Genomic DNA, 22,721 nt, shown 5'->3' on the forward strand with positions numbered 1-22,721 from the left:
GAGGCGGTTTTATTTTATTTGAAAAAATTAGTTAAAAATTCTTTTGTAACGTGAACGACCCTTGATTGAGAAATAGCCATTAAAATCATAATAGCCATCGTCGACGTATAAATGGTAACTGCATAAGACTTCGAGCGATTATATGCCTTAACCGCATCTTTAAATGGACGCGTTGACAAATCCTTAAACTCAGAAAGTGGAATTAAAGAATTAACCTTCTTATTCCATAAAAATCTAGATCTTGTCAGGGATATTATGTAAGCGCGATTTGTACTTATCGTGATTGATAGACTCGCCGCCAGCCACAAAGCACTAAAAAATAATAAAAAGCTAGATTCGATTGACGCTTCCTTTACAGCAAGTATTTTTATACTTACAGTTCCAATGGCAATAGCTATATCCCTGAATAACGTCGACGTGAGAGCATGTGTTCGATCAATTATCTTCGAAGACTCTTCAGCAATAATTTTTCTTAAATCCGCAATAGCTTTTAGTGTCTCGGATGATTTGCTATGCAAATGAGCCTTATAATCATTTTTTGAATTTTCCAGCACCCTAGATGCCACTCGGTTAAAAAACTCAGGCCAAGTTTCAAAAGTTCTACGCCTCTCGCTGGCAATCCTGGAAGAAAAAAAATTATGGCGTATATCTACTTCTCGATCAACATCTAGTATCCAACTTGTACTTTCCACCACTTTTAAAGTATCAAACAAAATCTTGTCTGTTTTTTGATCGTATTCTATTTCTAGCTTTTGAGGACCAGAAAAAATCAAGTTCAAAGCTAGATTTTTTTTCCAAACCTCAGTGCAAAAAATTAAACTTGAGCATGGAATAGCTATTTCCTCCCAAACGCGAAAAGCTTCACTTAACACATCAGGCCTAGTACGAAGAGTCCAGAATTTTAGATGCTCAACTAATGCACCTCCTGTGGAGTCGCGAATAAAATTTCTAGGATCGAGAAGCGTATGACTTATGTCATCGGCACTTTCATCTTTACTCCATATTTTAAAATTGCAGCTTTGCGAGGAAAACTCTGAAAATCTAAAAAACAAATAAATAATATTGCTTCTTTGAACCGTGTCATTTTTTAGCGATCCTCGAAGACCACTAATTGTAAAGAAAACTGTAGAAGTACCCCTCGGCAGCTTTGATATCTTGAGGTTGGCAGTAGAGCCAACGAGTTGTCCGCCAGCGTCGGGCAGAGGGAATTTTTCACCTTCCTCGGTTCTGCATTCAAGCGTAAAAAACTTTTTATACGTGTTAGCAAAATCGTTTAATGTACAGATATCACTTGCAGATAGTGCTGGAAGCTTAAATATAACTTGCTCGTGGCTTTCAGTCGACGAGAAAGAACGCCCTGTTACTAAGTTAAAACTTTCCATTAAATTCATCATCTACAATATATTGCAGGGTTGAAACAATTATTTTCTTTGTACTGTCTGAATCATCAAATTTGATGTCACCGCTATCGATATGTTCTTGGGTGTATATAACCTTTACACCTTCATACGTTTCTCTTATCTTTTTTGTGGATTTAGGATAATGGTTCTCCGGTATCTTTATTATTGAGGCATTAATTTTCTGCTTTTTAAGCTCCTTTGCGAAGCTGGATAATATTTTTTCGTCTGAATGAAGCTCTCCAAACATGGCAGTTAATAGGTTTTCCGGATGCTCGGGGTTGAATACTTTTATCGAGGATATAGCTTCTTTAGCTGCTATTTTTAAGCTACTAAGTATTGCCAATGGAACTATACCCTTGTTAGACTTGGCAGTATTTGAAAGCGCAGTCAATAGCCGATCCGTCAATGTCTCATGTGTAAACTCTCTTGACACATCAAGAAATGCTTTAAACTTTTCCGTAATATCACCATTCTTCTCACTTCGATCAATACATATCAGCTTCCCGCCAGCCCCATCTATCTTTATAAGTGCAGATTTTTGTAATGCTTTTTGTCCTGCACAAAAGTGTTAAGAATTAAATCCAAGATTGGCTTTGTTTTTCCGTCTTCAGTTTGAAGAGTCTTATACGAAATAACTTTGATGTCATCATATTTTATAATTGCTGCATACCGCCCTGTATCGCTTTTTATCTGAAGCAACATTAGAACCCCAGGTATAAGACGCTTATCACTCTCGTAAAGCTTTTGAAAGCGCTCGGCAAGAATCTGCGAACAATCTACGAACGCATGAGGACTATTAAGCGCCTGTTGAATTTGAGCTTGCACACCAGATGCGGGATTGAAGTTATAACTCGTGCCTTGCGATGTCTCGATTAGTCTAGAAATAAAAAACTCAGAGTGCACGCTAGGGTCTTCAACTTCTGTAAGGATTTTGGGAGCTTTTAAATCAGGCCCAATTATGTGAAAAATCACTCGCTCTACAGTCGAGAGCTGACTGATATTAATTTCTTCGGTAGTACTCATTGTTTAACCTTCGTGGATATTTTTGAACAGCGCCTCGTTTGAAGCGATTCATTACGCTTCACAAGCGAGAGTTGGATCCAATAGTAATCCTAAAAGGCAGCTAATCGCCACTACACATTGATGTCGCTGTTTTCGTCAAAGACGGGCTCTTTTCATTGGCAATGATAGGCCTCTGAAAATGTCACAAATCCGAAAGACATATCCCTACCCACTGTGCGAAATTTCCTAGATTATCCAGCCTGCTTGCGCTTGTTTTCTCCTGGATCTAGCCTGCGTCTCGTCACTGCACATTCAGTGACCGGGCGTGAGAACCCGATCTTGAGTAGGCGCATCACTCTGCCAGCTAATGTCGATTTTTATTGGCGCATGCTTCATGGCGGCTGTGTGCAGGCAGACCCCGGTCTGGCCGAATGCCTACTGTTCGGTTTCTCACCCTGCACATAGCTGCCACCTTTTGTTGTGTGAGAACAGCGAAAGACGGCTTTCAGTACAGTAGGAGCAAAGCCATGGTCAAACTCACTCCAGATCCGCCCTCTAGTCTTGAAGAAACGCTGATACGCGTATCCGACTTAATGCGTTGCGCTTCGGCCACGGCACATGAGGCCAGTGATCAGCTCAATGGGCAGGGACGAGACCTCACGCTAACTGTCATCTATCTACTTGATATGGCTCAGACATTGCTCGAGCAGTCGATCGCGGGTATCGGAAGCTGCTCACTGCCTGGTTTGGAAGGGCAAGCTCGAAGGCAACTGTCGTAACAGTCAGGTCACCGGAGCCGTGTTGTAATTAAACATCTTTAAATCCGCACCTGCACGCGCCCCTCGAAAATGCTCAAGCAGATGCCTCGACTTGTCGGGGCGTTTGCTTGTCTGGAATACTGATTTTCATTGAGGACGATGACCAGGAGGTGTGTTGTGGGCGTAAACGGGATTCAGATACGGCGTTTCGTGCCGAGCGACGAGTCAGGTGTATCGGCGATGATCCTGCCGATCCAGCGTGAAGAGTTCGGTATTCCCATCACCGCCGAAGACCAGCCTGACCTGAAAGCGATTCCGGACTTTTACCAGACCGGCACAGGGGATTTCTGGGTCGCGGTACAAGACGACCAGGTCATCGGGAGCATCGGCCTCAGGGATATCGGCGCAGGGCAGGCAGCACTGCGCAAGATGTTTGTCGCCGCGCCGTTTCGCGGCCGGGAATTCTCCGTTGCAGCCAGACTGCTCGAGCGCCTGATCGAGGAATCAACTCGCAAGGGCGTTAGCGAAGTATTTCTGGGCACGACCAACAAGTTTCACGCTGCGCATCGCTTCTATGAAAAGCACGGCTTCAGAGAAATCACGAAGGAAGACCTGCCTGCGAGCTTTCCGTTGATCGCGGTGGACAGCAAGTTCTATGTGCTGGGTCTGAAAGAATAATGTAGCGGGCGAGAAGCATCACCAGTGTTTGGGTGCTTCTGCCGATTTCGTTGTATTCATCGACATAGCGTTTGCCCACCGTTCTATTTCAGACTCCCTGCTGAATAGAGTCCTCGGGCGAAGCCGCACGTCGTTCTACTTCACGTCACCGCATAAAACTTGCGCACATACGCAGTGCTGGTCCACTTGCAGGGCGCGCCTTGGGCGACGAATACGGTGTCGCCGGTGTTCACGGTCAGGCTCGGGCCGTTTTCCAGGCTCAGCTCGACGCTGCCTTCGATCAGGTTCATCAGTTCATGGATCTTGTGCGGCCGCGAGATGCGCTCGTAGGGTGTCGAGTCCCACACGCCGATACGCAGGGTGCTGGCGGTGTCTTCGAAGAGGTTGTTGCTGCGGCATTGCGGCAGCGCGCTAATCATAATCGCCGGATCTGGCGGTGAAGACGGCGTGAGCATGGCGAGGCGGTCGAGCGCGGTAATGCCCGGTTTGTCTGGCCCGCTGGCCTGGGTGGACGCGCAGAACGCCCAGAGGCTGTCCGGTTGCGCTTCGATACGAACTTCAGTGCCACGACCGATCACTGCACTTTCGCCGGTCTTGATCGTGATGCTTTCGGTACCGGAGGTCAGGGTAACGGACCCGCGATGCATCACCAGCATTTCGGTGTAGGGGTAAGCGGCCACTGACAGTGACGTGCCGAAGAGAACGAGGCCGGCCGCAATGCCCTGATCATCGATGAACGCTGTGTGGCGGTCATTATCGAACGAGTCATGCGCATCGATGGGGCCAGTGGTGAATTCGGTGTCTACCGGGCTGAGGTCAGCGCGGGCCAATAGCAGGACAGTGGGTTGGGGCATTGAGGCGGCTCCTGAAGTTGAAGCGTTGATGATCGTTCCCACGCTCCGCGTGGTAATGCATTTCGTGACGCTCTGCGTCACATGTTCGAGACCGGACGCGGAGCATTGGCACGATGATGTTGTTCCGGGCGATCAGCCGATCGCCTGGGTAATCAGCGCAAACTGGCGCACGCCCTGAGTGGCTTGCGGGACCGCGCCCATGCTCATGCAGGTCACGCTGTCGACGCGCTTGAGGCCGGCGTCCTCCAGCCAGTCGGCAAGCCCGCAATCGGTGGGGATGTCGATGCGTACGAAGGCATAAGGCACGCGGGCCAGCAGTTCTCCGATCATGTGCCTGGCCTGGTCAACGCTCTGGGCGACGACAGGGCCGATGCACAGACCACGGCCGAACGGGCGCAACAGGGCAAAGGCCTGCAACTGGCCGTCGCGCTCGATGCCGACGGCGTGCTCAAGGTTGTTCAGCACATCGCCCAGCGTCACCGAGCGGTCCATCCCTGAACCGGCGTTAGCCAGTTCCAGCACGCGAGGGTGGTCAGCCTCGCTCAGCCCACGGCAACGTTCCTGTGCCTTCAATTCGGTCGGGCCGGGCGGTTGCGCCTGCCCCTGACGCTGCTGGATCTCGCCAAAGCTGACAAACCCCATCTTCGCGTAGAGCGGCGCACCCGCCAGCGTGGCGTTGAGGATCGCCGTGCGGGGTGCAACGCTGCCGACAGCCAACTCCATCAACTTGCGGCCAATGCCCTTACCTTGATAGTCGTCGCTGACAATCACCAGGCCGATGGTAGAGAACTCGCCCTGATGGCAGGCAAACGCGCTGCCGATCAAACGCCCGTTGTGTAGCGCGACGAAGCCCTGAGCGACACGTTGCAGCATGGCCCAGTCTTCAAGCCGGTGCGGCCATTTCAGGGCGAGGGACAGTTCATGTGCGTTGCCGACATCGGCTGCAGTCATGGGGCGATATTCAAAGTCGAGGCGTTGCTGAGCGAGCATGACGTGTCTCCGTCCAGAAGGATGCACAGGCAATAAAAGGTTGCTGCAGATGCTCTGTATCCCACCTGTGGCGAGAGGAGACAAGAGCCTGGCGAGCATTCGGCAGATTCCACAAAGTGCCGTTCGCCAGACCACAGTTACTGCTTAAATCAGCCGGGCCTCCGGCAGCAAATGCTTAGGGTTTTTACCCCGCGTTCAGGCTCTTTATATAGCTGCCGGCATTTGTCACTTGCCAACCGCCGGCGCGGCGCAGTTTCTGCGGCGCAAACCCGCGTGTTTGAGCCCGAGCGCCCTGAAAAGGGTCACAAAAGCGCCGAAAACCGGGCCCTGCCCAAGGCTGGAGCGCCCCGCAAAGTCTGCTGAGCGCGCACCTCAAAACGGTGGTTTCTATCAAGCAACCATCACTTTTAACGCCATCTGCTGATTTCACGGTGTTGTAATGAGGTTGTGCTGCAGCGTGCATCACCGCCCGTGGACATCAGGCCGGAATGCTCGTCATGCCATGACCTCAACGAACTTTCAGGACCGCACACAATGAGCTTTCTTCGACCAAAATTCATTACGTTCGACTGCTACGGCACGTTGACCAATTTCCATATGGGCACCATGACGCGCGAGCTGTTTGCCGACCGCGTTCCGGCTGAACAGATGGATCAGTTCGTCAGGGATTTTTCGGCGTATCGTCTGGATCAGGTCATGGGTGACTGGATGCCGTACGACGAAATCCTCAAGGTTGCACTGGCGCGTACCTGCAAGCGCTGGAACGTTGAATACCGCGAAGAAGGCCAACTGTATTACGACGCCGTGCCGACTTGGGGCCCGCATGCCGATGTGCCCGCCGGTCTGGCGAAAATCGCCGACAAGATCCCGCTGGTGATTTACTCCAACGCCAGCGACAGCCAGATCATGTCCAACGTCGAAAAGCTCGGTGCACCGTTTCACAAGGTGTTCACCGCCGACCAGGCCAAGGTCTACAAGCCGCGTCTGGCAGCCTTCGAGTTCATGCTCGACAACCTGGGTTGCGGTCCGGAAGACATCTTGCATGTGTCCTCGAGCTTCCGATATGACCTGTTCTCGGCCCACGACATGAAAATCAAAAACAAGGCCTTTGTGGCTCGCGGTCATGAACAGCCCGCCAACAGCTTCTACGAATACCACCAGATCCCGGATATCGGCGGACTGGCCGGGCTGGTCGGCCTCTAGGCTGGGCAACCCGCGCAAAACCGGCATTTTTCAAGGTGCTCTTCGATGAGTGACAAGGGGAACGATATGCGCAGTGAGTCTTACTGGCTCGATACGGCTCCAGACTTTACCGGCGCGCAAGATGGCGCAGTGGAGGGGCAGGCTGACGTGGTGGTGGTCGGTGGCGGTTTCACCGGCCTTGCGGCGGCGCGTGCATTGGCCTTGAAAGGTGCCAGCGTGGTGGTTCTGGAAGCAGGCCGGGTGATCGGCGAAGCGTCGGGCCGCAATGGCGGACAGTGCAATACGGGCGTGGCCCAGGACTACGCGTCGTTGAGCGCAACCCTGGGTGCCGATCAGGCACGCGAGTATTACAAGGCTTACGAAAGCGCGGTGCAGAGCGTCGTGACCGTGATCGACGAAGAAAACATCGCCTGCAACATCAAGCGTAACGGCAAGCTCAAGCTGGCGGCCAAGCCAGGGCATTACGAAGGCCTGGCGCGCACCTGCGAGCTGATCCGCCGTGAAGTCGATGCTGACGTCGAGCTGCTGTCCGCTCAGGACGTGCGTGCCGAAATCGATTCGCACGAGTTTCACGGTGGCCTGCTGCAGCGCAACGGCATACAGATGCATGTCGGACGTTTCGGTCTGGGTCTCGCCGACGCGGCAGTGCGGCATGGCGCAAGGGTGTATCAGGCCGCGACGGTAAAGGACTGGAAAGCCAACCGTGGCGGCTTTGTGGTCAACACCTCGAAAGGCTCTATCCAGGCCGGCCAGCTGCTGTTGGCGACCGGTGCCTGCCAGCATGGCGGACTGGGCTGGTATCGCCGGCGCATAGTGCCGGTCGGCAGCTTCGTCATCGTCACTGAAGTGTTGCCGCAAGCGCTGATCGACCAACTGTTCCCCAACCAGCGCGCTTACGTGACCAGCCGTTTGATCGGCAACTATTTCCGCCTCACGCCGGACAACCGCCTGCTGTTCGGCGGGCGCGCGCGCTTCGCCATGTCCAACAGCAGCTCCGACGCCAAGAGTGGCAAGGTGCTGCAGGCGGCCATGGTGCAGATGTTTCCGCAACTGGCACAGGTCAAGGTCGACTACTGCTGGGGCGGCCTGGTGGACATGACCTCCGACCGTCTGCCGCGGGCAGGCGAACACAACGGGGTCTTCTACTCGATGGGTTACAGCGGCCACGGTGTACAGATGTCGGTGCACATGGGGCGGATGATGGCCGAAGTCATGGAAGGCAAAGCGCAGGCCAACCCCTGGAAGGACCTGAGCTGGCCAGCCATTCCCGGCCACTTCGGCAAGCCGTGGTTTCTGCCGCTGGTGGGTGCGTATTACCGCTACCAGGACAGTCGCCACTGAGTGTTTGTCTGACCGTCGTCGTGTGTGCTTGAAGGACGCTCCGGCCAACCGTGAGCAATTCGGAATTTTCCCTTTTCGACAGGTAGAACTGATATGGCTGATAACAAAACCGACTCCGCGTTGATCACAGGCCAAGACAGCCTGCGGGTTTTCGAAGGTCTCAATCGTGGCCTGTCGCGGCGCGATGCGTTGCGCATGCTGGGTGTTGCAGGTGTGGTTGCGGCAGGCTCCACCAGCCTGTTCGGCGCGGCCGGCAAGGTCTTTGCCGACGACGCGGATGCCCCTGTCAAAGGCAAGCCGGGCGGCCGTATCCGGGTCGCCGGCATGTCCAGTTCTACCGCCGATACGCTGGATCCGGCCAAGGGCGCACTGTCTACCGACTACGTGCGTCATTTCATGTTCTACAACGGCCTGACGCGTTTCGACAGCCATCTGGTGCCGCACATGGAGCTGGCCGAGAAGATCGAAAGCGACAACGCTACGGTCTGGACCGTGACCCTGCGCCAGGGCGTGACCTTCCACAACGGCAAGGCACTGACCGCTGGCGACGTGGTGTTCTCCCTGTCGCGCCACAAGGACCCGGCCACCGGCTCGAAAGTCCTGCCCCTGATGGCGCAGTTTTCCGAGATCAAGGCCACCGGCCCGCTGGAAGTGCAGATCACCCTCAGTTCGCCAAACGCCGAACTGCCGTCGATCCTCGCGGTTTCGCATCTGCTGATCGTGCCCGAAGGCACCACCGACTTCAGCAAAGGTATCGGCACCGGGCCGTTCACCGTCAAGGAATTCAACCCTGGCGTGCGCTCGGTCAGTGCGCGCAACCCCAACTACTGGAAGCCGGGCCTGCCTTACCTGGACGAAATCGAATTCATCGCCATCGCCGACGAGCCATCGCGGGTCAACGCGCTGCTGTCCGGCGATGTGCACATGATCAACGAGGTCAATCCACGCTCGACCACGCGCATTGCCGCCAGCGCCACGCACCGTGTAGTGGATGCGCCGTCCGGCAACTACACCGACCTGATCATTCGTCAGGACCAGATGCCCGGCAAGAGCCCGGACTTCACCGAGGCCATGAAGTACCTGCTGGACCGTGAACAGGTCAAATCGGCGGTGTTCCGCGGCTACGCTCGCGTGGGTAACGACCATCCGATCTCGCCGGGCTCGCGCTACTTCAACGCCGACCTGCCGCAGCGCGCCTACGATCCGGAAAAAGCCAAATTCCTGCTCAAGAAAGCCGGCATGGAAAAGATCACCATGGCCGTGGCGGCATCGCCTGCTGCCACCGGCTCGGTGGACATCGCCGTGTTGCTGCAACAGTCCGCCAAACAGGCCGGGCTGACGCTCAACGTCAACCGCCTGCCGAGCGATGGCTACTGGTCCAACCACTGGATGAAGCACCCGCTGAGCTTCGGCAACATCAACCCGCGCCCGAACGCCGACGTGATCTTCTCGCAGTTCTTCCAGTCCACAGCGCCATGGAACGAATCCGGCTGGAAAAACGATCAGTTCGACCAGTTGCTGTTGCTGGCCCGTGGCGAAACCGACGACGCCAAGCGCGGCAAAATGTATGGCGACATGCAGGCTCTGGTCAGCCAGAACTGCGGCATCGGCATCCCTGTGTTCATCAGCAACATCGACGGTGTGGACAAGCGTATCCAGGGCTACTCCAGCAACCCGCTGGGCGGCTTCATGGGCTACATGTTCAGCGAGCAGGTGTGGCTGGACGCGTAATTGCAACGCTGAACCGAGCAGGAGGACGCAGATGAATAGCAACACACTCTGGTTGATCGTGCAGCGCTTCGGCGCGGCGATCGTGACGTTGTTGATCGTTTCCATCGTGGTCTTCGCCATTACCGCGGTGTTGCCTGGAGACGCAGCGCAACAGGCCCTCGGGCAATTCGCGACGCCTGAACAGGTCGCGGCATTGCGTACCCAACTGGGCCTGGATCAGCCAGGTGTAGTGCGTTATCTGCGCTGGTTGACCAACCTGCTCGGCGGCAATCTCGGCGAGTCTGTCTCCAACGCGATGCCGGTCTCCGAGCTGATTGCCGGCCGCTTCCCGAAAACCCTGATGCTGTCGGCCACCACCGCGCTGGTATCGGTGCCGGTAGCGCTGGCACTGGGAATTGGCGCAGCGATGTACCGCGGCAGTCGTCTTGATGGCGCGCTGAATTTCATCACCCTGTCACTGGTCGCCGTGCCCGAGTTTCTGGTGGCGACGCTGGCGGTGCTGATTTTCGCCGTCAATCTGGGCTGGCTGTCCGCGCTGTCCTATGGCGCCGATGTCAGCTCGCCGTGGCAGTTCATGCGCACTTATGCGTTGCCGGTAATGACCCTGTGCTGCGTGATCGTGGCGCAGATGGCGCGTATGACGCGCGCTGCGGTCATCGACCAGCTGGACAGCCCATATGTGGAAATGGCGCGCCTCAAGGGCGTCAGCCCGGTGCGTATCGTATTGCGCCATGCGTTGCCGAACGCCATCGGGCCGATCGTCAACGCCGTGGCACTGAGCCTGTCGTACCTGCTCGGCGGCGTCGTCATCGTCGAGACCATCTTCAACTATCCCGGCATCGCCAGCCTGATGGTCGATGCGGTGACCAACCGTGACATGGCCCTGGTGCAGGGCTGCACGATGCTGTTCTGTTCCGCTTACCTTGGGTTGGTGCTGATGGCCGACCTGTGTGCAATTCTTTCCAATCCGAGGCTGAGAAACCAATGACTCAATTCATTGCGAAATCGACGCCTGAGGCGCCGCAACCGGTGCTTCGCAAGAAGGTGTCCCGTCCGACCTCATGGCTTGGCCTGCTGGGCGCTACGGTGTGCTTCATCTGGTTGATGGTCGCCCTGTTCGGCCCCTGGCTCGCACCACATCCGGTGGGCGAAGTGGTCTCCGACAACATGTTCGAAAACCTGAGCGCAGCCTATCCGTTCGGTACTGACTACCTGGGCCGCGACATGCTCAGCCGCGTGCTGGTCGGTGCGCGCTTCACCGTCGGCCTGGCATTGATTTCTGCCGTGCTGGCCAGCGGCATCGGCACCCTGTGCGCGTTACTGTCGGCGGTCGCGCCAAAATGGCTGGACGAAATCATCAGCCGCCTGATGGACGCGTTCATCTCGATCCCCAGCAAAATGCTGGCGCTGATCATGGTCTCGGCATTCGGCTCGTCCGAAGTGCTGCTCATCTGCACGGCGGTACTCAGCTACACGCCAGGCGCGTTTCGGATCGCGCGCAGCCTGGCGGTGAACATCGAGGCGCTGGAATATGTGCAAGTGGCGCGCACACGCGGCGAGGGCCGTATCTACATTGCCTGCCGGGAAATCCTGCCGAACATGCTCAACCCGGTCATGACCGACCTGGGTCTGCGCTTCGGCTTCATCGTGTTGCTGCTCAGCGGCATGAGCTTTCTGGGGCTCGGTGTACAGCCGCCTGACGCCGACCTTGGCTCGCTGGTACGCGAGAACATCGGTGGGCTCAGCCAGGGCGCACCGGCCATTGTGATCCCGGCACTGGCCATCGGCACCCTGACCATCGGCGTGAACCTGTTCATCGACCGGCTGGCCTCGCGGCGCGGTCGTCGTTCGGGAGGGCATTGAGATGAGCCAGTTGATTCGTGTGCAAGACCTGCGCGTGGTTGCCGATGGCGAGCATGGCGAGCTGGAGATCGTCAAAGGCGTCAGTTTTTCGCTGGAAAAAGGTGAAGTGCTGGCACTGATCGGCGAGTCGGGCTCCGGCAAGACCACCATCGCGCTGGCCCTGCTGGGTTACGCCCGACGCGGTTGCAAGCTGGCAGGCGGAGTGGTTCAGGTGGGCGAACACGACATGCTCAGCCTGCCAGAAAGCCAATTGCAGGGCCTGCGTGGCAACCGCGTTTCCTACATTGCGCAAAGTGCCGCAGCCGCCTTCAACCCGGCGAAAAAGCTGATCGATCAGGTGATCGAAGGCGCGCTGATTCACGGTCTGGGCAGCCGCACGGAGCTGGAAGCCAAGGCCGTCGAACTGTTCCGCGACCTGGCCCTGCCCAATCCGGAAAGCATCGGTCGGCGTTATCCGCATCAGGTCTCGGGCGGTCAGTTGCAGCGCGTCATGGCGGCCATGGCGCTGATCAGTGACCCGTTGCTGGTGATCCTCGACGAGCCGACCACCGCACTGGACGTCACCACGCAGATCGACGTGCTGCGTGCGTTCAAGCGGGTAGTCCGCGACCGGGGTGCCACCGCAGTCTATGTCTCCCACGACCTTGCGGTCGTGGCGCAGATGGCCGATCAGATCGTGGTGCTCAATGGCGGGCGGATCATCGAACAGAGCAGCACCGCGGCGCTGCTCAAAGGCCCGGCCGACGCCTACAGCCGCAGCCTGCTGGCGGCAGCGCGTCCGGATAAAGTGCTGAGCCCAGCCAGCGAAGTGGTCAAGGACAGCACGCTGTTGACCATCAAGGGCCTGACGGCAGGCTACGGCAAAAAGAACCTGCAAGGCATGCCGATGATTCGCGTGCTGGAAGACATCGACCTGACCATCCGCCGTGGTCAGGCCATCGGCGTGATCGGCGAGTCCGGCTCGGGTAAATCGACGCTGGCCCGTGTGGTCGCCGGCCTCCTGGACCCGGCGCAGGGCAGCCTGACGTTCGACGGTGCCGAGTTGTCCGGCACTCTGGCGGGTCGTACCAAAGAGCAATTCCGGCGCATTCAGATGGTGTTCCAGAACGCCGACACCGCGCTCAACCCGATGCACAGCATCAGCGCAATTCTGGCGCGCCCGCTGAAGATGTATTTCGGCCTGAAGGGCAAAGCGTTGCGTGAGCGCATCGACGAGCTGATGGACCTGGTGCGCCTGCCCCGCGAGCTGGCCGAGCGACGTCCCAACGAACTCTCGGGGGGGCAGAAACAACGCGTCAACCTGGCCCGTGCGCTGGCCGCCAAGCCCGACCTGATCCTTTGTGATGAAGTGACCTCGGCGCTGGATACCGTGGTGGGTGCCTGCATCCTTGAACTGCTCGGCGAACTGCGCCGCAAGCTTGGGGTTTCCTATTTGTTCATCAGCCACGACATTTCCACCGTTCGCGCGCTGTGCGACGACATCGTGGTGATGTACAGCGGTCACAAGGTCGAGGAGGGCAGCCGCGAAGCCTTCAGCCGGGTGCCGTTCCACCCCTACACCGATCTGCTGGTGCATTCGGTGCCGGAACTGCGCCAGGGCTGGCTGGAAACCTGCGGTGTGACCAGCGGCAACTTGCCGCCCATCAGCGAATCGGCCAGTAATACGGAGCTGTGCACGTTCCTCAATCGCTGCCCGGCCCGCGTCGAGGGCCTGTGCAACAAGACCGCGCCGAGCCGTCGCCTGATCGCAGGTGGCAGCGAGATCCTTTGCCACCGCGACAGCGACGAACTGCAGGCCGTGCAAGAAAACCTGAATCCTGAAACCGTGGGAGCTTACGCATGAATGGCCGTTTTGTGAGACTGGGCGAGCGTGATCGCCCGGTCGTGAGCCTGATGGTCGATGGCGCGCCCATCGAGGCATTGCAGGGCGATACCCTGATGGTGGCGTTGCTGACTCGCAAGCCCACGTTGCGCCAGTCCGAGTTCGACCCGGGACGCCGTGCAGGTTTCTGTCTGATGGGCGCCTGTCAGGATTGCTGGGTCTGGACCCGCAGCGGCGAGCGGCTGCGTGCCTGCTCCAATGAAGCCCGCGACGGACTCGACATCGTCACCACTCAACCGGAGGCGAAATGGCCACTTCTTCACGGTTAGACGTTCGCAACCCCGGCAGCCCGAGAGTCGTCATCATCGGCGCTGGCCCGGCAGGCACCCGCTGCGCCGAAACCTTGCTGGCTGCGGGCATCAAACCGATCCTGATCGACGAAAACCGGCGTGACGGCGGGCAGATCTATCGCCGTCAGCCAGAGGGCTTCAAGCGCGATTATTCGGCGCTGTATGGCACCGAAGCGGCCAAGGCGCGTGACCTGCATGAAAGCTTCGATCGCTTGCGCACACAGATCGACTACCGCCCCGACACCCTGGCCTGGAACCTGACTCAAGGCGAGCTTTGCTGCGCCAGTCAGGGCGTGCATACCGTGGTCGAATACGACGCACTGATCCTGTGTGCCGGTGCCACCGACCGCCTGATGCCGATCAAGGGCTGGCAACTGGCAGGCACCTACAGCCTGGGCGGCTCGCAGATTGCGCTCAAGTCGCAATCGGTCTCGATTGGCAGTCGCGTGGTGTTCATGGGCAGCGGCCCGCTGCTGTACCTGGTCGCCAGCCAGTATGTCAAAGCCGGTGCCGATGTCGCTGCAGTGCTCGACACGTCGCCGTTCGGCAAACGTGTCAGCGCGATGCCCAAACTGCTGGCGCGTCCCGGTCTGCTGTTCAACGGCATGAAGCTGCTGGGCCAGCTTTACAGCGCCGGGGTGCCGGTGCATCTTGGCGTGCAGCCCGAGGAAATCCTCGGCAGCGAACAGGACGGCGTGACCGGCGTGCGCGTGAAACTGGCCAACGGCACCGCGCTGAGCATTGATTGCGATGCCCTGGCGCTGGGTTATCACCTGCGTCCGGAAACCCAGCTGGCTGATCTGGCCGGCTGCCAGTTACGCTTCGACGAGGCATCCGGGCAATGGGTGCTGGCAGTCGATGAAGAGGGGCGCACATCGGTCAAAGGTTTTTACGCGGCGGGCGACGGCGCGAAGATTCGTGGTGCCGATGCCGCTGAACAGGCCGGGCGACTGGCGGCAATGGCACTGCTGGAAGACCTCGGTCGACCTGTGGATAACTCGCGCCAGGAAGAAGTGCGCAAGAGTCTGGTGGCAATGGATCGTTTTCGGGTCGGGCTGGCCGAAGCGTTTCCGTGGCCTGCTGCCCAGGCGGCTGCCTTGCCCGATGAGGCCATCGTCTGCCGCTGCGAGATGATCAGCGCAGGTGAACTGCGCGGTGTCGTACGTGAAAAAGGCGCCTGCGAAGTCAACCGCGCCAAAGCCTTCAGTCGCGTTGGCATGGGCCGCTGCCAGGGTCGTTACTGCTCGCAGGCCGGCGCCGAGGTGATCGCCGCCGAGGCCGGAGTGCCGGTCGAACAGGTCGGTCGCCAGCGCGGTCAGGCACCGGTCAAACCGTTGTCGATGCTGCTGGACGAGGTGCCATCATGAAGCAGCCAAAAGTGGACGTACTGATTGTCGGCGGCGGTTTCATGGGCTCGGCATCAGCGTTCTTTCTGCGCCAGCGCGGCAAGTCGGTGACGCTGCTGGAGCGCGACGTGATCGGTCAGTACGCCAGCGGCGTGAACTTCGGCAACGTGCGCCGCCAGGGTCGGCATCTCGGTCAGCTGGAACTCGCCAACCGCTCCAGAGCCCTTTGGCAGCGGTTGCCGGAGCTGATCGGTGAAGACCTGGAGTTCCTGCCCAGCGGCCACATGCGCGTCTGCTATCGCGAGGACGAAATCGCCGAGCTGGAAGCCTACGCAGCGGCCCCCGAAGCCCGTGAGCTGGACCTCAAAATATACAGTGGCCGTGCGCTGCACGAGCGCTTCCCGTTTCTCGGGCCGGACGTGAAAGGCGGCTCCTACGCACCGCACGACGGTCACGCCAACCCGCGCCTGGCGGCACCTGCCTTCGCCCGCGCGGCGATTCGTGCCGGGGCGCGGATCGAAGAGCGTACCGAAGTGGCTCATGTGGAAAAGGTCGGTAACGAATTCGCAGTCACCACCACTGACGGGCGCATTTTCACCGCCGATCAGTTGCTGATCACCGCTGGCGCCTGGGGACAGAAACTCTCTACGCAGTTTCGCGAACCCGTGCCGCTGGAAACCCATGGTCCGCAGATGGCCGTGACCGAGCCGGTGCCGTATGCACTGCCGACGGTGATCGGCGTGTTCACCAAAATCCCGCACGAAGTGATCTATTTTCGGCAAATCGCCCGCGGCAACATCGTCATCGGCGGGGGCTTTCGCAGCAAGCCGGACATGATCAACCGCCGCGCTTATGTCGAACCGCGCAGCATCATCAATCAGGTGCAGCAGATGCGTCGCCTGTTGCCCGGCGTCGGCAATCTGAACATCATCCGTGTGTGGAGCGGCATCGAAGGCTACACGCCGGACTCGCTGCCGGTGATGGGCCGCAGCGGCAAGGTCGACGGCCTGTTCTATGCGTTCGGCTTTTGCGGCCACGGCTTCCAGCTCGGCCCGGGCGTGGGCGACGTAATGGCCGAACTGATCAGCACTGGCGCTACCAGCACCTCGATCAGCCCGTTCGACATTCGCCGTTTTGACATCAGCCTTGCGGACAACCTCAACGAACAGACGAGTAAAGCCTCATGAGCCCCCGCGCACTGGAAATCCTCAAGCGTCTGATCGCCTTCGACACCGTTTCGTCGGAGCCGAACATGGCGCTGATCGAATACGTCCGCGAACTGCTGGCCAGCAAAGGCATCGAGTCGCTGATCGTCAAGGACGAGACCGGCAAGAAAGCCAACCTGTTCGCCAGCACCGGCCCGCGCGATGTACCCGGCGTGCTGCTGTCCGGCCACACCGACGTGGTCCCTGCGGCCGGTCAGGCGTGGACCATGCCACCGTTTCAGGCCACCCTGCGTGACGGGCGCATCTACGGCCGTGGCACCTGCGACATGAAGGGCTTTATCGCCCTGGCTATCGACGCGATGCTCGATGCCGCAGACATGACCCTGATGCGCCCGCTGCAGCTGGCGCTGTCCCACGACGAAGAGATCGGCTGTGTCGGCGTGCGGCGCCTGCTGGATGTCCTGCATCTGGCACCGGTACGCCCGTTCCTGTGCGTGGTGGGCGAGCCGACCCTGATGCAGTTCGCCGTCGGGCACAAGGGCAAGGCGTCCTATCGCACCTTCTGTCGAGGCCAGGAGGCGCATTCCTCGCTGGCCCCGCGGGCGGTCAACGCGATTCACCTGGCCAGCGACTTCATTGCCGAGCTGCGCAACAGTCAGCGGCAGATCGAGCAGCAGGGCGCGCGTGACGAAGGCTATGACATTCCTTACAGCACCGTGCACATCGGCCGTATCGATGGTGGCAAGGCGCTGAACATTGTGCCCAATCTGTGCACCATGGAATTCGAGTACCGCAACCTGCCGGGCGACAACCCCGATGCGTTGCTGGAGCAATTGCGCGAGCGTGCCGAAGTGCTGGTACGTGAAGCGCGACAGCTGTCGGGGGTGGCGGACATCGAGATCGAGGTCATGAACGAATACCCGGCGCTGGAGACCCATCCAAGCGTTGAGGCGGTGCGCATGCTGCATGCGTTTGCCGAGCCGGGCACACAGCACATCAAGGTCTCCTATGGCACCGAGGGCGGCCTGTTCGCCGGGCGCCTGAACGTGCCGGTGGTGGTCTGCGGGCCAGGCTCAATCGAGCAGGCACACAAGCCGGACGAGTTTATCGACGAGAGCCAGATGAACGCAGGCGAACGCTTTTTGCAGAGCCTGCTGGGGTCGCTGAAGCAGTAGAGGCTGCCGTCCGCAGGCAAATTTCAGCATCGGACGCTGCCGTTATCGCGCTTTCAGCATCCTGGACTGTGGCGTCTGCCTAGACTGGCAGTCATCCCGGAACAGGACTTGATCATGCTCAAGAATCAGTTGAAAGACCCCAGCCTGCTGGTAGACCGCGCCTACGTCGATGGGCAATGGATCAGCGCTGACGATGGCGCAACCCTGACCATCAGCAACCCGGCCACCGGCGAGGCGCTGGCGCAGGTGCCGGCCCTGCAGGGCGTTGAAACCCTGCGTGCCATCGAAGCGGCTGATCGCGCCTGGCCTGCCTGGCGCGCACGTCCCGCGGCCGAACGCGCGGCGCTGCTGGAGCGCTGGCATCAGGCGATGCTCGACAACGTCGAAGACCTGGCGCTGATCATGACCCTTGAGCAGGGCAAGCCCCTGAACGAGTCGCGCGGCGAGATTCGCTACGGTGCCAGCTTCGTCAAATGGTTCGCCGAGGAAGCGCGCCGCTCGTACGGTGAAACCATTCCCGCGCCCAGTGCAGACCGTCGTTTGATGACCCTCAAGCAACCGGTGGGTGTCTGCGCCGCGATCACCCCGTGGAACTTCCCCAACGCAATGATCACCCGCAAGTGCGCCCCGGCCCTGGCTGCCGGATGCCCGATCATCGTCAAGCCCTCGGACCTCACACCCTTGTCAGCCCTGGCGCTGGCGGTGCTGGCCGAGCGGGTGGGCATTCCTGCCGGGGTGTTCAACGTCATCACCGGCATGCCCACCGGGATTGGCGAAGAGCTGACCAGCAACCCGGTAGTGCGCAAGATTTCCTTCACCGGTTCGACGCCGGTCGGCCGCCTGCTGATGCGCCAGAGCGCCGAACACATCAAGCGTCTGAGCCTGGAGCTGGGCGGCAACGCGCCCTTCATCGTGTTCGACGACGCAGACCTGGAACAGGCGGTGACGGGCATCATGCTCAGCAAATTCCGCAACGCCGGGCAGACCTGTGTGTGTGCCAACCGGATTCTGGTGCAAAACGGCATCTACGACCGCTTCGCTGCACGGCTGGTGGAAGAAGTGAGCAAGCTCAAGGTCGGCAACGGCCTGGAAGAGGGCGTGACCATCGGTCCGCTGATCAACCCGGCCGCGGTCAGCAAAGTCGCCCGGCATATCGACGATGCGCTGAGCCAGGGGGCGAAACTGCTGCATGGTGGTTCTCCCGACGGCACCAGCCAGTTCGTCCAGCCCACGGTATTGGGCGACACCCACGCGGGCATGCTGCTGGCCAACGAAGAAACCTTCGGCCCGGTCGCGCCGCTGATGCGCTTCAGCGACGAAGCCGAAGCGCTGGCACTGGCCAACGCCACGCCTTATGGCCTTGGCGCGTATTACTTCACTCAGGACCTGCGCCGCTCATGGCGTTTCGGCGAGGCGCTGGAGTTCGGCATGGTCGGCCTCAACACCGGCATCATCTCCATGGAAGTCGCCCCGTTCGGCGGCATCAAACAATCCGGCCTGGGCCGCGAAGGCTCCAGCTACGGACTGGATGAATACCTGGAAGTGAAGGCGTTTCATGTGGGCGGGTTGTAGCGTTCAGAACGGCATACCAACGCGGAGCGTCGGCACGATAGTTGAGATTATCGTTCCTCACGCTCCAGCGTGGGAATGCAGTTCGTGACGCTCCGCGTCAAAAATCCACAGAGCACCGCACGTTCAAGATCGGACGCGGAGCGTCCAGAACTGCATTCCCACGCGGAGCGTGGGAACGATCATCCGTCAGTAACCCTGGCCGCGATTCACCTGTCCTTGCATCGCTTCACCGCGTTCAAAGCGGCGAATGTTATCGAGCAGGCCGGGAAATGCGCTTTCCGGCTGGGTCATGGCCGCCACATGCGGGGTCAGCAGGATCTTCGGGTGTGTCCAGAATGGATGGTCGGCTGCTGCCGGTTCCTGCTGCAGCACATCCAGTACCGCAGCGCTGAGTTGGTCGCTGTCCAGCGCTTCAAGCAGATCCGCCTCCACCAGATGCCCGCCACGGCCCATATTGATCAGCGCGGCACCCTTGGGCAATTGCTCGAAAAGCCGGCGATTGAGGATGCCTTCGGTCTGCCCGGTCAGCGGCAGGACACACAGCAATATGTCGCACTGCCCCAGAAATGCTTCCAGTTGCTCTTCCCCGGCGTAGCACTCGACAGCGTCGATTCGATGTTCGCTGCGCGCCCAGCCCGACAGTTCGAAACCGAACGGCTTGAGGCTCGACAGAATATGTTGCGCCTGCAACCCCAGCCCCATCACACCCACTCGACGCTGGTGCGCGGGGATCAGTGGATGAGCTTTCCAGACACCCTCCACCTGCTGCTGCCGATAACGCAGCATTTCCCGGTGCAGGCTCAGCACGGCGAAGGTCGCGTATTCACACATCGCGTGACTGATGCCGGGGTCCAGCAAACGCACCACCGGCAGCGATTGCGGAATACGGCTCAGGTCCAGCTGGTCCACACCCGCCGAAAGGGCGAACAGCACTTTCAGGTTGGGCAGCAGTTCCTGCAAATCATCGGGCGCCAGCCAGGCGCCCAGGTAGTGGATGTCGGCCGGGTCGCCGATGTCCGGCCATACCCGCCATTCGATGTCCGGCGCGTGCTCGGCAAACAGGACGCGCCAGCGTTCGGCACGTGCGGGATCGGCTTTGTAGAGCAGGGCGGGCATGGGCATTTCCTGAGCATGAAAGAGGAGCCCCATCATGCCGCAAACGCAAAGCATGTTCTGTTGAAACGCCTGCTTCAAGGCCTCTGCAATGTCCGAAAAGCGCCGCTGCCCGGCAGATTGCATGGTGGTTTGCGGGCATGAAGGAATCTGCCGTTTGCAAGGCGAAAAACAGTCGATATGGACTTTTGAGGGGCGAAGTTCGGCGTAGATCATTTCGCTGAACGCTTAACCTGAACAGCATCGCAGCCACCCCGCCGGCTGCCTGGCCCACGACAGGTATAACCATGAACAGCAAAGTCGACGAAACTCCTCATCTGCTCCGCCAGCGCGATCAATTCGTACCGCGCGGGATTGTCACGGCTCACCCGCTGGTCATCGACCGCGCCCAGGGTTCTGAATTGTGGGACGTCGATGGCAAACGCTATCTGGATTTCGTCGGCGGTATCGGCGTGTTGAACATCGGTCACAACCACCCGAACGTGGTCGCGGCGATTCAGGCGCAGCTGACCAAAGTCACCCACGCTTGCTTTCAGGTGGCGTCGTATCAGCCCTATCTGGATCTGGCCAAGCGCCTGAGCCATCTCATCGCAGGCCAGAGCGGCATCGATCACAAGGCAGTGCTTTTCACCTCCGGCGCCGAAGCGGTCGAAAACGCGGTGAAAATAGCCCGCGCCCATACCAATCGCCCGGCAATCATCTCGTTCCGGGGCGGCTTTCATGGCCGCACGCTGCTTGGCACCACGCTGACCGGCATGAGCCAGCCGTACAAACAGAATTTCGGCCCGATGGCGCCTGAGGTGTTCCACACGCCGTACCCGAATGAATACCGCGGCGTGACCACCGAAGTGGCGCTGGCGGCGCTGCACGAGCTGTTGGCCACTCAGGTCGCACCGGAGCGTGTGGCGGCGATTCTGATCGAGCCGATGCAAGGCGATGGCGGCTTCCTGACTGCGCCAGTCGAGTTCATGAAGGCCTTGCGTGACCTGACCGAACAACACGGCATCGTGCTGATTGCCGATGAAATCCAGTCCGGTTTCGGGCGTACCGGCAAATGGTTCGGCTTCGAGCATTCGGGCATCCAGCCTGATCTGGTGACCGTGGCCAAGAGCCTCGCGGGCGGCATGCCGCTGTCGGGCGTGGTCGGGCGTGCCGAGATCATGGATGCACCGCTTCCGGGCGGTCTGGGCGGCACCTACGGCGGTAATGCGCTGTCCTGCGCCGCAGCACTGGCAGTGATCGACACGTATGAGCAAGAAAACCTGCTGGCGCGTGGCGAACAGCTGGGTAAACACCTGCGTGCGGGTCTGCTCGCGCTCAAAGAGCGTTACAGCTGCATCGGTGATGTGCGCGGTACGGGTTTCATGCTCGCCATGGAGATGGTCAAGAATGACGCCGCGCGTAGCCCGGACGCCGACCTCAACCAGAAGATCATCGATCAGGCGCGCATCGGCGGCCTGCTGGTGATCAAGTGCGGCGTGTATCGCAACGTACTGCGTTTCCTGGCGCCGCTGGTGACCACCGAGCAGCAGATCGATGAAGCGCTGGGCATTCTCGACGCGGCCTTGGCACGAGTATTGAAGTCCAGCTGAGCGCAAGCGTGGTCGCGGCTGTCGTGAGACGCCGCGATCACCCGCGCTGGGGATCATTGTTGAATGGAGACGTTGCCTGCCATGGGGCTTATTGATTACCGCGCACTGCTGATCGATTGCGATGAAGTTCTGGTGGACCGTGACTCAGGCGTCTGGACGGCGTTGCAGCCGTTGCTGAGTAACGGACTGAACACGCCCGGCAAAGACCAGGTACTCACTGAATTCAATGATGTCATTCGCACGTTGTACCCGCGCTTTGACGAATTGGGTTTCAGCGGGCTGCTGTGCTTTGCGCATCGACAGCTGGCCGAGCGCCTTGGCATCAAGGCCAGTTGGGAAGAGGGCATGACCTTCGCCCGCTCGGTGCCGAACTGGACGCTGTTCGAGGATGCGCCCGGCGCGATGCTCTACCTGCGCAAGTTCTATCGATTGCTGGTGTACGCCGACCGCGACCTGCAGGATCGCGGTCTGCTGTGCGAGCGACTGGGGCTCGAGCCCGACAGCCTGCTGTCACTGACCACCCATCCGCTGCACGACACGGCCTGGCTTGCCGAGATGGGTCTGGAGCCGCGTGACACCCTGCTCGTGTCACGCCCACCGGCCTCGGCACTGAGCAGCGGCGGGCTGTGCCTGATCCGCCGCAGCCGGGAGCAACACTGCCAGCCATGCACTGCCGACCTGTGCATCAACAGCATGGCCGATCTGGTCGCTCAGCATCAGCTGTCTTTACGGCGCTGATTTTGCTAGAAGGTAGGCACCGTGAAT

21 protein-coding genes are annotated in these 22,721 nt (G+C 59.1%); 15 read left to right on the forward strand and 6 right to left on the reverse strand.

Going from position 1 to position 22,721, the window contains the following annotated elements; genetic code table 11:
• Positions 1-14: 14 nt before the first annotated feature.
• The 3 genes from JOE33_RS13255 to JOE33_RS25805 all read right to left on the reverse strand — a co-directional run bounded on the left by JOE33_RS13255 (position 15) and on the right by JOE33_RS25805 (position 2,423).
• A complete protein-coding gene (locus JOE33_RS13255; protein ID WP_187626089.1) occupies positions 15-1,382 on the reverse strand; it encodes a hypothetical protein in 1,368 nt (455 codons plus the stop codon).
• On the reverse strand, positions 1,369-1,791 hold the full coding sequence (locus tag JOE33_RS25800) for a hypothetical protein (RefSeq protein WP_240009418.1): 423 nt from the start codon (positions 1,789-1,791) through the stop codon (positions 1,369-1,371). The genes JOE33_RS13255 and JOE33_RS25800 overlap by 14 nt, the downstream gene beginning before the upstream one ends.
• Positions 1,792-1,922: 131 nt before the next feature.
• Positions 1,923-2,423: a nucleoid-associated protein gene (locus JOE33_RS25805; protein WP_240009417.1), complete on the reverse strand. Its 501-nt coding sequence runs from the start codon at positions 2,421-2,423 to the stop codon at positions 1,923-1,925.
• 506 nt (positions 2,424-2,929) lie between these two features.
• Between JOE33_RS25805 and JOE33_RS13265 the strand changes: the two genes are divergently transcribed.
• Entirely contained in the window at positions 2,930-3,181 is a 252-nt protein-coding gene (locus JOE33_RS13265; protein WP_187626088.1) for a hypothetical protein, read from the forward strand.
• A 156-nt stretch (positions 3,182-3,337) separates the two neighbouring features.
• Positions 3,338-3,838 (forward strand): GNAT family N-acetyltransferase, encoded by a 501-nt coding sequence (locus JOE33_RS13270; protein ID WP_187626087.1) that lies wholly within the window; start codon positions 3,338-3,340, stop codon positions 3,836-3,838.
• Between the two features lie 140 nt (positions 3,839-3,978).
• Here JOE33_RS13270 and JOE33_RS13275 read toward each other — a convergent pair whose 3' ends face one another.
• Both JOE33_RS13275 and JOE33_RS13280 read right to left on the reverse strand, forming a co-directional pair.
• Complete coding sequence (locus JOE33_RS13275) at positions 3,979-4,692, reverse strand: cupin domain-containing protein (protein WP_187626086.1); 714 nt, start codon at positions 4,690-4,692, stop codon at positions 3,979-3,981.
• Between the two features lie 132 nt (positions 4,693-4,824).
• A complete protein-coding gene (locus JOE33_RS13280; RefSeq protein ID WP_010436279.1) occupies positions 4,825-5,682 on the reverse strand; it encodes a GNAT family N-acetyltransferase in 858 nt (285 codons plus the stop codon).
• 534 nt (positions 5,683-6,216) lie between these two features.
• On the opposite strand from JOE33_RS13280, the gene JOE33_RS13285 reads away from it, so the two are divergent.
• The 11 genes from JOE33_RS13285 (at position 6,217) to JOE33_RS13335 (ending at position 19,251) form a co-directional block, all read left to right on the forward strand.
• The gene (locus tag JOE33_RS13285; protein ID WP_003344523.1) at positions 6,217-6,885 is read left to right on the forward strand and encodes a haloacid dehalogenase type II; all 669 of its coding nucleotides are present in this window, start codon (positions 6,217-6,219) and stop codon (positions 6,883-6,885) included.
• A gap of 66 nt (positions 6,886-6,951) precedes the next feature.
• Positions 6,952-8,226, forward strand: a complete 1,275-nt coding sequence (locus JOE33_RS13290) for an FAD-binding oxidoreductase (RefSeq protein ID WP_010436274.1) — start codon at positions 6,952-6,954, stop codon at positions 8,224-8,226.
• Positions 8,227-8,319: 93 nt separating this feature from the next.
• Positions 8,320-9,957: an ABC transporter substrate-binding protein gene (locus JOE33_RS13295; RefSeq protein ID WP_032614198.1), complete on the forward strand. Its 1,638-nt coding sequence runs from the start codon at positions 8,320-8,322 to the stop codon at positions 9,955-9,957.
• 31 nt (positions 9,958-9,988) lie between these two features.
• Entirely contained in the window at positions 9,989-10,945 is a 957-nt protein-coding gene (locus JOE33_RS13300) for an ABC transporter permease (protein ID WP_010436270.1), read from the forward strand.
• Positions 10,942-11,820, forward strand: a complete 879-nt coding sequence (locus JOE33_RS13305; RefSeq protein WP_010436269.1) for an ABC transporter permease — start codon at positions 10,942-10,944, stop codon at positions 11,818-11,820. The genes JOE33_RS13300 and JOE33_RS13305 overlap by 4 nt, the downstream gene beginning before the upstream one ends.
• Position 11,821: 1 nt before the next feature.
• Positions 11,822-13,663, forward strand: a complete 1,842-nt coding sequence (locus JOE33_RS13310) for an ABC transporter ATP-binding protein (RefSeq protein ID WP_010436266.1) — start codon at positions 11,822-11,824, stop codon at positions 13,661-13,663.
• On the forward strand, positions 13,660-13,971 hold the full coding sequence (locus JOE33_RS13315) for a (2Fe-2S)-binding protein (protein ID WP_010436264.1): 312 nt from the start codon (positions 13,660-13,662) through the stop codon (positions 13,969-13,971). Before JOE33_RS13310 ends, JOE33_RS13315 begins: the two co-directional genes overlap by 4 nt.
• A complete protein-coding gene (locus JOE33_RS13320; protein ID WP_010436261.1) occupies positions 13,950-15,359 on the forward strand; it encodes an FAD-dependent oxidoreductase in 1,410 nt (469 codons plus the stop codon). Before JOE33_RS13315 ends, JOE33_RS13320 begins: the two co-directional genes overlap by 22 nt.
• On the forward strand, positions 15,356-16,525 hold the full coding sequence (locus JOE33_RS13325; protein WP_032614204.1) for an FAD-binding oxidoreductase: 1,170 nt from the start codon (positions 15,356-15,358) through the stop codon (positions 16,523-16,525). The genes JOE33_RS13320 and JOE33_RS13325 overlap by 4 nt, the downstream gene beginning before the upstream one ends.
• Positions 16,522-17,679, forward strand: coding sequence for an acetylornithine deacetylase (argE, locus tag JOE33_RS13330; protein ID WP_032614206.1), 1,158 nt, complete (start codon positions 16,522-16,524; stop codon positions 17,677-17,679). The genes JOE33_RS13325 and argE overlap by 4 nt, the downstream gene beginning before the upstream one ends.
• A 114-nt stretch (positions 17,680-17,793) precedes the next feature.
• Positions 17,794-19,251 (forward strand): NAD-dependent succinate-semialdehyde dehydrogenase, encoded by a 1,458-nt coding sequence (locus JOE33_RS13335; protein WP_032614208.1) that lies wholly within the window; start codon positions 17,794-17,796, stop codon positions 19,249-19,251.
• Between the two features lie 186 nt (positions 19,252-19,437).
• Here JOE33_RS13335 and JOE33_RS13340 read toward each other — a convergent pair whose 3' ends face one another.
• Positions 19,438-20,367, reverse strand: a complete 930-nt coding sequence (locus tag JOE33_RS13340; RefSeq protein WP_187626119.1) for a glyoxylate/hydroxypyruvate reductase A — start codon at positions 20,365-20,367, stop codon at positions 19,438-19,440.
• A gap of 284 nt (positions 20,368-20,651) precedes the next feature.
• On the opposite strand from JOE33_RS13340, the gene gabT reads away from it, so the two are divergent.
• Both gabT and JOE33_RS13350 read left to right on the forward strand, forming a co-directional pair.
• Positions 20,652-21,956, forward strand: a complete 1,305-nt coding sequence (gabT, locus tag JOE33_RS13345) for a 4-aminobutyrate--2-oxoglutarate transaminase (RefSeq protein WP_187626120.1) — start codon at positions 20,652-20,654, stop codon at positions 21,954-21,956.
• Between the two features lie 81 nt (positions 21,957-22,037).
• A complete protein-coding gene (locus JOE33_RS13350; protein WP_032614213.1) occupies positions 22,038-22,694 on the forward strand; it encodes a 2-haloalkanoic acid dehalogenase in 657 nt (218 codons plus the stop codon).
• The last annotated feature ends 27 nt before the right edge of the window (positions 22,695-22,721 follow it).

It is taken from the genome of Pseudomonas sp. PvP027 (genome assembly GCF_017833005.1).
Taxonomy (GTDB): domain Bacteria; phylum Pseudomonadota; class Gammaproteobacteria; order Pseudomonadales; family Pseudomonadaceae; genus Aquipseudomonas; species Aquipseudomonas congelans.